Here is a 14105-nt window from a genome sequence, read left to right as displayed (position 1 = left end):
GGGCTAAGGTCACCCCTCGTGAAGATCGGGAGCAGAAGCGGGAAGCGATGGGTCACGGGGGTCGGCGTGCTGCTGGCCACCGTGGGGTTGATGGTATCGGCGTGCGGGTCGTCCGGCACCGAGACCGACGAGGGTCGTCTCGTGCGGCACGCGATGGGTGAGACGACGGTGCCGGAGAAACCCGAGCGCATCGTCGTGCTCGATTCGCCGCACCTCGACGCGCTGGTGGCGCTGGGCGTGCGGCCGATCGCGATCACCGAGCGCGCGATGGGCTACGGCTCGCCGAAATACCTGAGCGGTGAGCTCGAGGGCGTCGGCACGGTGGGCACCATCCAGGAGCCGGATCTGGACGCCATCGCCAACCTCGAACCCGATCTCATCATCGGCACCAAGGTCCGCCACGAGGCGCTGTACACCCAGCTCGACGGGATCGCGCCGACGGTGTTCTCGGAGAGCTCGGGCACCAACTGGCACGAGCAGGCGCGGCTCACCGCCGAGGCCGTGGGCAAGTCGGCGGAGATGGAAGACCTGCTGGCGCAACTCGATTCGCGCGCGAAGACCGTGGGGCAGCAGATCGGCGCGGCCGGGCGGACGGTGTCGATGGTGCGGTTCACCGAGGACCGCTTCCGCCTCTACGGACCCGCGACGTTCTCCGGATCGATCCTCGCGCAGGTCGGCTTCACCCACCCCGACCGCGAGTGGAACCAGTACTCCATGGTCGAACTCGACCCCGAACAGTACGAGCAGATCAACGGCGATGTGGTGTTCCACGCCAACTACACCGGCACCACCGCCACCACCAAGGACCGCGTGGTCGCCCTCTGGGGCGCCCTGCCCGCCGTGCGCGAGGGACGCGCGCACGAGGTGGAGGACGACACGTGGATGCTCGGCATCGGCGTGGTCGGGGCGAACAAGATTATCGACGAGATCGAATTGCTGAGCGCGCGATAGGGTTTCGGCCACGCGGTCGCCCCTGATTCACGGGGATACCCCGATTCCGCGCTGCCCGTTCCATCTGCCGTCGGCCGCATTTCCCCGGCAGGGCGGGCGCGCGGTGGCAGCATGGGCGCATGGAGTTGATCGGGCTCGGGCGGATCGAGGCGGCGGCGGAGTTGCTGGCGCCGGTGATCCGGCGGACTCCCGTGGTGGCGTCGCGGGTGCTGTCGCAGCGGTGCGGGGCGCAGGTGTGGTTGAAATGCGAGAACCTCCAGCGCACCGGGTCGTTCAAACCGCGCGGCGCCTACAACCGCATCGCGCACCTGCCGCCCGAGGAGCGGGGGCGCGGGGTGGTCGCGGCCAGCGCGGGTAATCACGCGCAGGGCGTGGCGTGGGCGGCGGCGACGCTGGGCATCGACTCCACCGTCTTCATGCCGGTGGGCGCGTCACTGCCGAAGCTGGCCGCCACCAAGGCCTACGGCGCGCAGGTGCGCCAGGTCGGCGCGACGATCGATGAAGCGCTCGACGCCGCACTGGATTTCGCCGCCCACACCGGCGCCACGCTGATCCACCCGTTCGACCACCCCGACATCGTGTCCGGGCAGGCGACCGTCGGACTGGAGATCCTCGAGCAATTGCCGGACGTCGGGACGGTGCTCGTGCCGACCGGCGGCGGCGGTCTGCTCGCCGGGGTCGCGCTAGCCTTGGCGGAACTGGCGCCGGACGTGCGGGTGATCGGGGTGCAGGCCGCCGAGGCCGCCGCCTGGCCGGTGTCGCTCACCGAGGGCAAGCCCGTTCGCGCGCAACGGTTGTCGACCATGGCCGACGGCATCGCGGTGGGTCTGCCCGGCGAGGTGCCGTTCGCGCACGTCACCGCCCACCGGCCCACCATCGTCACGGTGGACGAGGAGGCGCTGTCCACGGCGCTGCTGCTCTGCCTGGAGCGCGCGAAGCTGATCGTGGAGCCGGCGGGTGCCGCGGCCGTCGCCGCGCTGATGAGCCTGCCGCCCGGCGAACTGGACCTGCGCGAGCCGGTGTGCGCGATCCTGTCCGGCGGCAATATCGACCCGCTGCTGCTCACCCGCCTGATCGGGCACGGCCTCAGCGTCGCGGGCCGCTACCTCGCCCTGCGCGTGACCATCTCGGACCGCCCCGGCGCCCTCGGCGGCCTGCTCTCCGTCGTCGGCGCCACCGGCGCCAGCGTGGTCGACGTCGTCCACTCCCGCACCGGAACCTGGCTCGCGGTCGACGAAGTGGAGGTCGGCCTCACCCTCGAAACCCGCGGGCCCGACCACCGCGACACCGTCTCGGATGCGCTCGAGCGCGCGGGATACGCGGTGCGCGCACAGGATTGAAGGACCCTGCGCCGCTCAGCCTGCCGGTGTGATCCGACAGTGGTTCGTCGAGACATCGCGGCTCCGGTGCGCATCCGGCGACCGACCTACGGACATCACGGTCGACACGATGATTCGACCTGTGCCTGTGCCGGCGAAGAACGTGACGCGAGGGAATCAACCGTCACCGGCGGTGACCAGCCGCTCGACTCGCCGGCGAATCTGCCGGGCTCCGACGCGGATGCTTCCGGGGAACCCGACGCGATCCGGCGAGTCGCGGGACGCGCCGCCACTCTCGCGTGTCGTGGAACCGAATGGCGAACCCGCACGTCGATCACGGTGAACAGCATCGTTTCGTGATCGAGGAGGAGACAGTATGGCGATCATCATCGGGCCCGAGTCCCGGTCGGATCACCCGCCGCCGGGCTACCCTGAGGGCATGGGCATCCAGGACACCGACGTGAGCCTCGCGGAGTTCGAGGTGCTGGAACGCGCGTCGACGGAAGAGGTATCACTCGAGCTGATCAACGGGACGATCTACGTGGTACCCGTCCCCGACGGCGAGCACGACGAGTTCGCGGCGACTATTCGCAATCAGGTTCTGTCCGGCTCGGAGGCGGAGTTCTTCCACGGACGAGGACTGCGCATCCCTGCGTACCGCGAAGGCCGCTCCCGGGTCGACGGCGCGGTCGCGCGCCGCGGTTACTTCCGCGGCGAACCGTCCTGGGCCGATCCGTCCGGCGTGCAGATGATCGTGGAGATCACCTCGGGTCGCGACCGTGACGCCGAGGTGGACCGCGTCGAGAAGCGCGACGCCTACGCCCAGGCGGCGATTCCGGTGTATCTGCTGGTGGACCGGCATCGCGGCGAGGTCACCGTCTTCTGGGAACCGTCCAACGGCGCCTACGCGCAACTCGCCACCGCGAAGTTCGGCGCCCGGCTGGCACTGCCCGACCCGTTCGGCTTCGAGCTCGACACCGCCGAATTCCTCTGAGCCGCCCCTGATCCCGGGCCGCCGGGCCGTCTCGACGCCCGGCTGTCCGCCATCAGTGCGCGCCGCCGAGTTCCAGGGCGAGCACGCCCACGATCACCAACCCGATACCGCCGACCTGCACGAGGGTGAGGCGTTCCTCCAGGAACAGCACCCCGATGATCGCGATGGCCGCCACGCCGACGGCGGACCAGATGCCGTACGCCACACCCACCGGCATGCCACGCTTGAGCGCTTGCGCGAGGAAGAAGAAGGCCGTGCCGTAGCCGATCACGACCACGATCGAGGGGATCAGCTTGGTGAAGCCCTCCGACAGCTTGAGCGAGACGGTCGCGGTGACTTCGGAGGCGATCGCCACGGCGAGAAACAGCAAGGTCATGACCGAAGCGTAGTGAGTGCCCGACAATGGGAGCAGCGCCGCACGAGGAGGTGGTAGACCGTGGAAGAAGCGTTCCGGATCGGTTTTCCGGTGTTCGTGGCGGTGCTGGTGGTGGCTGGCCTCGCCGCGCTGGTGTCGCTGACGGCGCGAAATCGCCGCGTCGACACCTCGACTCCGCAGGAGTGGGGGCGGCGGCGCGGCTGGCGGATCGCACCCCACTCGCGCGCCGCGTGGATGGCGCGCCTGCCCGGCCACGCGGCCGAGGGCGTGCTGGGTCTCACACTCGACGGCGAGTTCGAGGGCCGCCGCGTCACGGTGGCCGAGCACGAATACCGGCTCCGCACCGGGTCCGGGTCGACGCTCACCACGGTGACGTATCACTGTGTGGCGGTGGTGGTCGCGATGCCGCACCCGTATCCACCTGTCGCGGTCACCGACCGCACCGAGTTCATGCGGTTGGGCACGGCCCCGTTCGGGGACGACCCGGTGCCCACCGGCCACGACAGTTTCGACGGCCGGTTCGTGGTCACGGCGGTCGATCCGCACTCCGCACGCCTGCTGCTGAGTCCGGAATTGATCGAAGCGCACCTGGCCGGGGAAGTACCCCGGTGGAGCGTCGCGGGCCGCGAACTCATCACCTACCGTCCGGGCCGGCTCGACACCGGCGGTGACATCCCCGATCTGGTCACCCCGATCCTGCGCGTCGCGAAGCTGCTCGGGCAACGCGCCTGACGATCCCTGTGCTACAAAAACTCCGGTGTCGGTAGACCCGTGGTTCGCGCAGGATTCGTATGGTGTCCGCTTCGAGTGGGGGCCGTCGGGCGCCCGTGCGCTGGCCGCGCGCAGTGCGTGTCTCGTCGTCGTGGACGTGCTGTCGTTCACCACGGCGGTCGGCGTCGCCGTGGCGAAGGGCACCCGCGTCTACCCGTTCCCCGTGCGGGACAACCGCGCCGCGGGCTTCGCCGCCGACCACGATGCGGTTCTCGCCGTCCGCCGCCGCGACATCACCGACGATCACCCGTGGTCGCTCTCCCCCGCCGCCCTGCGCCGCGCCCCGGCCGTGCCGCGCCTGGTTCTCCCCTCCCCCAACGGTTCTGCCATCGCCGCCGCCGTGCCCGGCACCCCGGTCCTGGCCTGCTCCCTCCGCAACGCCACCGCCGTCGCCCGCTGGATCCGCGAACAAGGCTGGGGCACACCGGATCACCCGGTCACGGTGATCGCCGCGGGCGAGCGCTGGCCCGACGACACCCTCCGCCCCGCGATCGAAGACCTCCTCGGCGCGGGCGCCCTCCTCGCCGCCCTCACCGACCACCTCTCCCCCGAATCCACCCTGGCCGCAACCACTTTCACCCACACCCCCGACCTCACCACAACCCTCACCACCTGCGCCTCCGGCCGCGAACTGATCGAGGGCGGATTCGCCGACGACGTCGCGATCGCCGCGGAACTCGATTCGAGCACGGCGGTCCCGTTACTCGCCGACGGAGCGTTCACCGCCGTGTGAGCTCTGGCGACCCGACCTACCGAATCGGCACCACGCCGACCCGTGTCCCACACGGTTCGAACTAGCGGAAACGCACCAACACCCACACGGTAAGCGGTCCGCAGTAACGGTCCGCATGCTCCCGTCCGTGCTCCGGGCCGATCTGTCAGGAGAGCCAGGTGCGGGCCGCGGTGGCGGCGTCGCGGACCTCGGCCAGCTGGATCGCGACCTGGGCGCCTGCGGTGCCGCCGCGGGCGTTGCGGGAGGCGATGGAGCCCTGGACGGTGAGCACGTCGCGGACCTGGGGGGTGAGGGCCGGATCGAGTGCGGCGAACTCCTCGTCGGTGAGTTCGTCGAGGCCCACGCCGCGCGCTTCGGCCGCCCGCACGCACGCGCCCGCCGCCTCGTGCGCGACGCGGAACGGGACACCTTGGCGCACAAGCCATTCGGCGATGTCGGTGGCGAGGGTGAAACCGGCGGGCGCGAGTTCGGCCATGCGATCGGTGTGGAAGGTCAGGGTGGCGACCAGACCGGCGATGGCGGGCAGCAGGAGTTCGAGCTGCGCGACGGAATCGAAGAGGGGTTCCTTGTCCTCTTGCAGGTCACGGTTGTAGGCGAGCGGCTGCGCCTTCAGCGTCGCCAGCAGTCCGGTGAGGTTGCCGATGAGCCGGCCCGCCTTGCCGCGCGTCAGCTCCGACACGTCGGGGTTCTTCTTCTGCGGCATGATCGACGACCCGGTCGACCAGGCGTCGGCCAGCGTCACGTACCCGAATTCCGGTGTGCTCCAGATGATCACCTCTTCGGCCATCCGGCTCAGGTCCACGCCGATCATGGCGAGCACGAACGCGGCCTCCGCCGCGAAATCCCGCGACGAGGTCGCGTCGATCGAATTGCCCGCCGCCGCATCGAAATCCAGGTCCGCCGCGATCACCTCGGGGTCGAGCCCGAGCGAGGACCCGGCCAGCGCGCCCGACCCGTACGGCGAGACCGCCGCGCGGCGGTCGAAATCGCGCAGCCGGTCGATATCGCGCAGCAGGGGGTGGGCGTGCGCGAGCAGGTGGTGGGCGAGCAGCACGGGCTGGGCCGCCTGCAGGTGGGTTTTGCCGGGCATCACCGCGTCGGGGTGCGCGGCGGCCTGGGCGACGAGCGCGTCCACCACGTCCAGCACACCGGCCGCGACGCGGCGCACGCCGTCGCGCAACCACATCCGGAACAGCGTCGCCACCTGGTCGTTGCGGGACCGTCCGGCGCGCAGCCTGCCGCCCAGCTCGGCGCCGACCCGCTCGATGAGCCCGCGCTCGAGCGCGCCGTGCACGTCCTCGTCGGAGTCGGCGGGCCCGAACGCGCCCGAGGCCACGTCCTCGGCGAGCCGGTCCAGTCCCGCGAGCATCCCGGCCAGGTCGCTCTCCGACAGCAGACCGGCCTTGTGCAGCACGCGCGCGTGCGCCTTCGACGCGCGGATGTCGTAGGGCGCGAGCGCCCAGTCGAAGTGGGTCGACTTGCTCAGCGCGGCCATCGCCTCGGCCGGGCCGGACGCGAACCGCCCGCCCCAGAGGGCGCCGGTGTTCGTGCTGCCGCTCTGCGTCATCGTGTGCTGTCTCCTCGGATGTGTGGTGTCGGGCTCGCGTCGCACCTACCGTAGCCGGGGTCCGAGCGCGCACCGCAGCCTGGACACGCGCCGAACGGAGGGCCGATGCGCTCGCGCACCGGCCCTCCAGGAAGCGAGTGAACCCTCGGGCCTACTTCTGGTTCAGGTCCCGCTTGGCCGCGACCTTCGACGACAGGCCGTGGATCTGCACGAAGCCCTTGGCCAGCGACTGGTCGAAGGTGTCGCCCTCGTCGTAGGTGGCGAGGTTGAAGTCGTAGAGCGACTGCTCGGAGCGGCGGCCGTTGACGACGGCGCTGCCGCCGTGCAGCACCATCCGGATGTCGCCCGAGACGTGCTGCTGGGTGTCCTGCACGAAGGCGTCCAGCGCGCGCTTGAGCGGGGAGAACCACAGGCCGTCGTAGGCCAGCTCGCCCCAGCGCTGCTCGACCTGCCGCTTGTAGCGGCCCAGCTCGCGCTCGATGGTGACGTGCTCGAGCGCCTGGTGCGCGGCGATCAGGGTGATCGCGCCCGGCGCCTCGTAGATCTCGCGGCTCTTGATGCCGACCAGCCGGTCCTCGACCATGTCGAGGCGGCCGACGCCCTGACGGCCCGCGCGGTGATTGAGTTCCACGATGGCCTCGAGCACGCTCACCTGGCGGCCGTCGATGGCGACCGGCACGCCCTTGTCGAAGGTGATGATGAGCTCGTCGGGGGCCTCGAAGTTCACCGTCGGGTCGGCGGTGTAGTCGTAGACGTCCTTGGTCGGCGCGTTCCACAGGTCCTCGAGGAACCCGGTCTCGACGGCGCGGCCCCACACGTTCTGGTCGATGGAGAACGGCGACTTCTTGGTGACGTTGATGGGGAGGCTGTTCTCCTCTGCGAAGGCGATGGCCTTCTCGCGGGTCCAGGCGTAGTCGCGGACCGGCGCGATGACGTTCAGGTCGGGCGCCAGCGCGCCGATGCCGACCTCGAAACGCACCTGGTCGTTGCCCTTGCCGGTGCAGCCGTGCGCGACGGTGGTGGCGCCGTGGAACTTGGCGGCCTCCACCAGGTGCTTGACGATGAGCGGGCGGCTGATCGCGGAGACCAGCGGGTATTCGCCCATGTAGAGGGCGTTGGCCTGGATGGTGGGCAGGCAGTACTCGTCGGCGAACTCGTCGCGGGCGTCGACCACCACGGCCTCGACGGCGCCGCAGTCCAGGGCGCGCTGGCGCACCACGTTCATGTCCTCGCCGCCCTGGCCCAGGTCGATGGCGACCGCCACCACCTCGGCGCCGGTCTCCTTGCCGATCCAGCTGATGGCGACGGAGGTGTCCAGCCCACCGGAGTAGGCGAGTACGACGCGCTCGGACATATCTGCGATGCTCCTCGGTTTCGTGCGTGTGTGAAGGGTGCCCGGTCTGCGCGCCGGGGCGGCACGGGCCGGTCGGCATCCGCCGGCCGAACCCACAACCAATGCTGCAAATGATTATGCACGACGATGCAATCCCATTCACAACGGGGGGTGGTCCGGCGGGTCCCGGCCGGGCCGCGCAAACCCGCACGACACGCCCACTCCGGCTGGTAATCTCTGGGCTACAACGGAATTCGCTTCGCAGGGGATGGATCGAAGTGACCGCGAACCCCGACGACGCCCACGTCGCACCCGCGCTGATCGACCCCGGAGACGAGGCCACCCGCTACCTCGCGGCGGCGGCCCACCTGGACGCCGAACTGGCCGACGAACTGGTCGAGGAGTGTCTCGCCGAGCCCTGCCGGATGGTGCTGCACTCCCCCGGCGTGCGCGCGTCGGTGGTGCTGCGCGAGGCGGTCGCCGCCCAGGCCGCGCGCCGGATCGGGTCGGCCGCGCTGCTGGTCCTGCTGCTGATCACCTTCGTGCTCAGCCCGGGGCTGGTGCTGCTGTGGCTGGCCTCGGGACTGGCGTGGCGCACCGGCGGCTGGCTCGTCGCGCGGATCCGCCGCAACCGTCAGGCGAACCGGCCGCAGGCCCCACCGGACCGCGGCGCGACGTGGGGCCCGACGGCCGCGCTGTGGCTGCCGGTCTTCACCGTCTACTCGTTCCTGATCGTGATGCCCGTCGTGTACGTGGGCGCGGCGGTGCGGATCAATCTGGGGATCGAAACCCCGGTGGTCGACACCCCCATCGGCTACGTCTACATCGGCCGGCTCGGCTTCCCCGTGGTCGCCCTCGCGCTCGCCATGCTCTGCGTGCTGTTCGTCCTGCGCTATCTGCCGTGGGTGCTCGCCGACCGGCGCTTCCGTTTCGGGCGTTTCGATCCGGACGCCCCGCCACGGGAATTCGTCACGCTGGCCTGCAGGCCGTTCGAGGCGCGACTGCGGCGCATCGACGCCGAGGACGAACGGAATCGGGAAGCGCTGCCCCGCAACCTGATCATCTATCGCGGGCACGACCCGTTCGTCGGTGCGGGCGCGCGGGTCCGGACTTGGTCGCAGGCGATCGAACTGCACCCGGCCGCGGCGACACCGGGCGCGCCGATGCCGGAGTTCACGGCGGGCGATCTGCACCGCGCGATCGCCGACGACGTGGACGCCCTGCGCAAGGCACCCGACCTCTCGCCCGGCGGCCGGTTCGCCGGGCTCGAGATCCGGGACACAGCGCTGCTCTCGGCCGGGCACATCCTGCACTATCCCGACGCGCGCTACTTCTTCCGCGAACTCGAGGCACGCCGCGATCCCACACTGGCGGAACGGTATTGGCACGGGCTCTACGACCGGTCCCCGGAATGGTTGCGGTTCTACCGGTGCTTCCGCGTGGAGTCGTGGGAGCGTGAGGTCGCGTGTTCGGGGTACCTGCACGTCGGATACGAGCGCCGCACGCTCTACCTGGAGTGGAACGGTTTCGTGCTCCCGCCGATCTGGTCGCGGTACCGCACGGTGGACACGCCGCCCACCCTGCCCGCCCTCTACGCGCTGTGGCGGGCGCTCGGCGATCTGGCGCTCGCCCCGGCCTCGATCCGGCGGCGGGTGGCCGATCTGTGGCGGTGGGGCCGCGATCTGCGGGGCGCCGGGCGCGGCCGGTTGGACACCCCGGAGCGGGTGGCGCATTCGCTCGGCGTCGCCGCCACGGTGCGCGAGATCGGCACGGGCATGGAGTTCCCGAACTTCTTCCAGGAGACCGATGCCGACCGGTACCTGAAGATCCTCGAACAACGGGTGCTCGACGCCATCCAGCGGTTCCTCACCGCGCAAGGCGTTGCCACCGACGCGTTCAGCTCCATGGTCACCCAGATCAATAACGCGACCGTCATGAACGGTTGCACGGTCATCGCGGGCAGCGTGGGCGGTAGCGGGAATCAGGGAGCGGTCACCACCGGCGCCGCGCCGACCACCGGCACCTCCGGGTTTTCCGCCAATTCCACTCCAGGCCAGTGAATTTCGTTCATGCGTACTCCGGAAAGGATTCGACAGATGCCAGAGGAACCGTCCGACAACACCGTCCGGATCGACGGCGGGCAGGTGGTCGCGGGAAACATCGGCGGCTCCGGCAACACCGGCACCATCCACGGCGGCGTGACGACCACCGGCGGCGACCAAGCGGCCCTGCGTGACGCGCTCACCGAGCTGCGCGCCGAACTCGCCGCGCTGCGTGGGCATCTCACCGAGACGGAGGGCGCCGACGCCGAGCCCGCCGATGTGGACGACGTGCTGGACGCGCTCGAGGATCCCGAACCCGATCTGGACCGCGCCCGCGGCCGCTGGGACCGCCTGCGCAGGCGGATTCCGGCCGCGCTGCCGAACCTCGACACGCTCACCAAGATCGCGGACCTGTTCGAGAGGGTGCGCGGGTTCACGCAGTGAGCATGCCTGCCGCGCAGACCAGTCCGAGGATTTCGCGGTGATCGAGATTTCGGAACCCTTCGCGCGCAAGGGGATCGAGGACGAGTCCCGGCGGGCGTGGATCGCCGCACTCAACGCGCTGCGCAGCACCCGCTCCACCGAGCTCATGCTCGGTCCCGACCCGAAACGGCGGGCCCGCCGCCTGCTCGCCCTCTACAGCGACGCCGCCGGGCTGGACGTCGACCACGTCCGCCGCTGGATGCAGGCGGGCCTGGTCCGCGAATCATTCTGGGGCCGCCGCCACGGCGACCCCGCCTGGCTCGTCGACGCCACCGACCGGCTCGCCGTGGCGCTCACCTGACGCCGATCCCGGCACGCCGTCGCCGACTTTGTGTCACGCTGGTAGATGTACCGACCTAGCGTACGAAGGGGTGGCCGACATGCTGCAAGGCTTGGCACAGGACTTCAGCGTCATCGGGCACGGGGTGCTCTCCGTGGGACAGGCCGTCATCGACCTGATCGCCGATATCCTCCGCGTCGCCGACCCGGGTCAGGGCGGGCGCGGCGGAGGCGGCGGGCAGTACCCGTTCGCCTGATCTCCGAGCGACTCACCGAGTCGACAGCACGAACCGCTTGCCCGGGTCGACCATCTTCCGGACGGTCGCGCCCTTCGAGTACTCCCCGAGCGCCGTCATGTTCCAGCCGTGCGGGCCGCGGGTGATCATGCACATGAACACGCCCGTGGTCGGCTCGCCCTTGGACAGTTCGAAACGCACGAGTTCGGCGCCGGTGTGGTCGTCCACGAGGCGGCAGTGGGCGCGGGCGACCTGGTCGAACTTGTGGCCCGCGAACGAGTTCACGGTGAACACCAGGGCGTAGACCTCGGGCGGCAGCGCCGGGAGGTCGACCGTGATCACCTCGTCGTCGCCGTCGCCGCGACCGGTGAGGTTGTCGCCGGAGTGTTTGATCACGCCCTCGAAGGCCTCGCGGCGCAGGAACCAGACGTTTATCAGCTTCTTGCCCTGGGCGTTGTAGGCGATGACGGAGGCGTCGAGGTCGACGCTGCGCCCGTGTGTGGCGGGGTCCCAGCCCAGGCCCATCCGCACGCGGGTGAGCGGTGGTTCGCCCTGTTTGGTGAGCGAAACCGTCTCGTTCTTGCGCAGGGTGACACGGCCTTTGGTGAGGTCGATGGTCGGTGCGCCGAAGCGTGGGGGTGCGGTGGGAGTCGGAGGTTCTTGCGGTGCAACGGGTTGCGGCGTGCCCTGCGCGGGAGCGGGCGGCTGCGGCGCGTCCAGCGTTTCCGGCTCGTCGTCCACGGTGATGCCGAAATCCGTGGCGATCCCGGCCAATCCCTGCGCGTACCCCTGCCCGACGGCGCGCACCTTCCAGGCGCCGTTGCGCCGATACAGCTCGCAGGCGATCAACGCCGTCTCCGCCCCCAACCCGGACGGCGCGAAACTCGCCAGCAGCGCGCCGCTCGCGGCGTCGGTCAGCGCGATCCGCAGCGGCCCCGCCTGCCCCCAGTTCGCGGGACCGGAACCGTCGAGACTCGCTGTCACCACGATCTTCTCGATATCGGCGGGCACCTCGCCCGGCACCACCCGGATCGCGTCGGGCGGGCGCACCTCCACACCGGGCGCCACCGGCTGGTTGTAGAACACGAAGTCGCTGTCGGAGCGCACCTTCCCGGCCCCGGTCAGCAGCAGCGCGGCGATATCCACCGGTGTGGTGGCGTCCACTGCCACCAGCACCTCCCCCGCGGCGATCGGCGCGTTCGCACCCTTGACCAACTCCATCGCAACCCCTTCTCTCGGCCGCGTCCACCATACGGCGCGCAACGGAGGCGACGACGGTGCGATGCCGTGACAACCGGACCGGGACCGATCGCGCGCGAGCACGCCAGCCGTGTCGGGTGGCAGGCCGGTGACTCCGGGGCACTACCGGACCGTTCATGTGCCGGACGTGTCGGCCGCCCCGCGCCTGAGCCGCCCCAGGCTTGACGACGGTGGTCGCTCGGCGCGAGCAAGTGACACCACCGAACCGTGTGGCCCCCTGCACATCTCGCGGGCGACCGTTCGCCGGAGAGCTGTTCACCAGCTGACCGACTCGGTCTTCGGTGCCAGTTCGATCGGAGTGCGCGCGGAGGCTCGAGCGATGTCGATCCGGCTGACCAGACCGCCGATGATCTCGATGTCGATGACGGCAAGCAGGTGCCCGCCCGGAGCGATGACGTGCACGCGACGACCATCGACGATCATCGGTGTGCTGGCGCGGATCCGGGCGGCGAACAACGTCGTCTCCTCGGCGACCGCGCGGGCGCCGGTGACCACGGGCCGGATCCCCGGCGGGACCAGGGTGGTGTCGGCGGTGCGCACGCAATCGCTGGTCATCAGAGCGACCATCCGGTCGATGTCGCCTCCCGCCGCCGCGGCGAGAAACGCGTCCACGACCGCGCTGTCGGGCGCGGCGGGGGCGGGTTCGGCGTGTTCGATTCGCCGGCGGGCGCGGCTGGCGTGCTTCTTCGCGTTGTCGGGGGTGGTGCCCAGCGTGTCGGCCACGTCCCGGAACGGGATGTCGAAGAGATCGTGGAGAACGTAGGCAACGCGCTGGGCGGGGGTCAGCCGGTCGAGGACCACCATCAGCGCCCGGGAGATGTTCTCGCGCCGCAGATAGTGCTCGTCTGCGGTGAGTTCCTCGGACGGCAGGTCGTCGGCGAGCAGCGGCTCCCGGCCTCCCCGTCGCCGCGTCCGCAGTTGGTCGAGGCACAGGCGGGTGAGGACGGTGGTGAGCCATGCCGCCGGATTGCGCAGATCACCGGTGGTGGTCGAGGCCTTGATCCACGTGCTCTGCACGACGTCCTCGGCGTCGTGCAGGGAGCCGAGAAACCGAAAGGCCAGCGCCGTCAGCTGCGGCCGGGCTGCTTCGAACTCCGCACTGGTTACCACGGGGTGTCACCTTTCCGAGGTGAGAAACGTCGGGGCAGATGAGACGACCGATCTCGCACCCGAAAGTTCACATCCCGAGGAAGGGACCTGCCGATGAGCCTACAAGCTGTCCGATTCCGATCCGGACACCCCGCTGCCGAACAGGTCGACGCGCCGAACACACGGATCGAGAACGACGGGCCGCACTCATCAGCACCAGCGTGCCGCGCAGCCGCGCGAGCGAGGGCCGGTCGACCAGCGAATCCGGTCACCGGTTCGAGGAGGTGCCGGGCATGACCCCGCTGCTGATTGCCACCGTGCTGTGTATCGCGGCCAACGTGTTCATCGCCGCCGCGGACTACGCGCGGGCGGGTTTCGTGTTGCGGAACTCCGCCGAGGTGCACGTTCCCGCCCGCTCCCTGCCGTACCTCGCGACTTTGAAACTGGCCGGAGCGGTCGGACTCGCGGCCGGGCTCGCCACCGCGCCCTGGCTCGGCGTCGCCGCCGGGATCGGCCTGGTCTTGTTCTTCGTCGGCGCTGTCGGCGCCCATGTCCGGGCGCGAGTGTTCTACAACATCGCGTTCCCCGGGGTGTATCTGGTTCTCGCGGCGGCATCGACGGCCTATATGGCCCACGCGGCCAACGGGTCATGACCAGGTCCGCGCGTCCTCG

Annotated in this window: 15 protein-coding genes; 10 read left to right on the top strand and 5 right to left on the bottom strand. The window is 70.3% G+C overall.

Annotation, left to right across the window (positions count from 1 at the left end):
- The first annotated feature begins 18 nt into the window (after positions 1–18).
- From DFR74_RS20070 to DFR74_RS20060, 3 genes are all read left to right on the top strand, one after another.
- Positions 19–951: an ABC transporter substrate-binding protein gene (locus DFR74_RS20070; protein WP_232331691.1), complete on the top strand. Its 933-nt coding sequence runs from the start codon at positions 19–21 to the stop codon at positions 949–951.
- A 119-nt stretch (positions 952–1070) separates the two neighbouring features.
- Positions 1071–2291 (top strand): threonine ammonia-lyase, encoded by a 1221-nt coding sequence (ilvA, locus tag DFR74_RS20065; protein WP_067506527.1) that lies wholly within the window; start codon positions 1071–1073, stop codon positions 2289–2291.
- Between the two features lie 355 nt (positions 2292–2646).
- On the top strand, positions 2647–3264 hold the full coding sequence (locus tag DFR74_RS20060) for a Uma2 family endonuclease (RefSeq protein WP_198161701.1): 618 nt from the start codon (positions 2647–2649) through the stop codon (positions 3262–3264).
- Between the two features lie 52 nt (positions 3265–3316).
- Here DFR74_RS20060 and DFR74_RS20055 read toward each other — a convergent pair whose 3' ends face one another.
- A complete protein-coding gene (locus DFR74_RS20055; RefSeq protein WP_067506530.1) occupies positions 3317–3640 on the bottom strand; it encodes a DMT family transporter in 324 nt (107 codons plus the stop codon).
- Between the two features lie 60 nt (positions 3641–3700).
- Here DFR74_RS20055 and DFR74_RS20050 point away from each other — a divergent pair, with 60 nt between their 5' ends.
- Positions 3701–4372 carry a hypothetical protein gene (locus DFR74_RS20050; protein WP_067506533.1) on the top strand — a complete coding sequence of 224 codons (672 nt, stop codon included), beginning with the start codon at positions 3701–3703 and terminating at the stop codon, positions 4370–4372.
- Between the two features lie 25 nt (positions 4373–4397).
- The gene (locus tag DFR74_RS20045; protein ID WP_067506537.1) at positions 4398–5144 is read left to right on the top strand and encodes a 2-phosphosulfolactate phosphatase; all 747 of its coding nucleotides are present in this window, start codon (positions 4398–4400) and stop codon (positions 5142–5144) included.
- Positions 5145–5289: 145 nt separating this feature from the next.
- Here DFR74_RS20045 and argH read toward each other — a convergent pair whose 3' ends face one another.
- Positions 5290–6711, bottom strand: coding sequence for an argininosuccinate lyase (gene argH / locus DFR74_RS20040; protein WP_067506540.1), 1422 nt, complete (start codon positions 6709–6711; stop codon positions 5290–5292).
- Between the two features lie 151 nt (positions 6712–6862).
- Positions 6863–8065, bottom strand: a complete 1203-nt coding sequence (locus tag DFR74_RS20035) for an argininosuccinate synthase (protein WP_067506543.1) — start codon at positions 8063–8065, stop codon at positions 6863–6865.
- Positions 8066–8322: 257 nt separating this feature from the next.
- On the opposite strand from DFR74_RS20035, the gene DFR74_RS20030 reads away from it, so the two are divergent.
- The 4 genes from DFR74_RS20030 (at position 8323) to DFR74_RS36075 (ending at position 11105) form a co-directional block, all read left to right on the top strand.
- Entirely contained in the window at positions 8323–10104 is a 1782-nt protein-coding gene (locus DFR74_RS20030) for a hypothetical protein (protein WP_067506546.1), read from the top strand.
- Between the two features lie 36 nt (positions 10105–10140).
- Complete coding sequence (locus DFR74_RS20025; protein WP_067506550.1) at positions 10141–10530, top strand: hypothetical protein; 390 nt, start codon at positions 10141–10143, stop codon at positions 10528–10530.
- Positions 10531–10567: 37 nt separating this feature from the next.
- Positions 10568–10870 carry a hypothetical protein gene (locus DFR74_RS20020; RefSeq protein WP_067506553.1) on the top strand — a complete coding sequence of 101 codons (303 nt, stop codon included), beginning with the start codon at positions 10568–10570 and terminating at the stop codon, positions 10868–10870.
- A 79-nt stretch (positions 10871–10949) separates the two neighbouring features.
- Positions 10950–11105 (top strand): hypothetical protein, encoded by a 156-nt coding sequence (locus DFR74_RS36075; RefSeq protein WP_157115811.1) that lies wholly within the window; start codon positions 10950–10952, stop codon positions 11103–11105.
- Positions 11106–11117: 12 nt separating this feature from the next.
- Here the strand turns inward: DFR74_RS36075 and DFR74_RS20015 are convergent, their stop codons facing one another.
- Both DFR74_RS20015 and DFR74_RS20010 read right to left on the bottom strand, forming a co-directional pair.
- Positions 11118–12305 carry a TerD family protein gene (locus DFR74_RS20015; RefSeq protein ID WP_067506556.1) on the bottom strand — a complete coding sequence of 396 codons (1188 nt, stop codon included), beginning with the start codon at positions 12303–12305 and terminating at the stop codon, positions 11118–11120.
- A 294-nt stretch (positions 12306–12599) separates the two neighbouring features.
- Positions 12600–13454 carry a sigma-70 family RNA polymerase sigma factor gene (locus DFR74_RS20010; RefSeq protein ID WP_067506560.1) on the bottom strand — a complete coding sequence of 285 codons (855 nt, stop codon included), beginning with the start codon at positions 13452–13454 and terminating at the stop codon, positions 12600–12602.
- A gap of 272 nt (positions 13455–13726) precedes the next feature.
- On the opposite strand from DFR74_RS20010, the gene DFR74_RS20005 reads away from it, so the two are divergent.
- Positions 13727–14086, top strand: coding sequence for a DoxX family protein (locus DFR74_RS20005; RefSeq protein WP_067506797.1), 360 nt, complete (start codon positions 13727–13729; stop codon positions 14084–14086).
- The last annotated feature ends 19 nt before the right edge of the window (positions 14087–14105 follow it).

It is taken from the genome of Nocardia puris (genome assembly GCF_003315035.1).
GTDB lineage: Bacteria > Actinomycetota > Actinomycetes > Mycobacteriales > Mycobacteriaceae > Nocardia > Nocardia puris.
The sequence above is the reverse complement of the archived record's forward strand: the minus strand, read 5'-3'. Positions and strand labels throughout refer to the sequence as shown.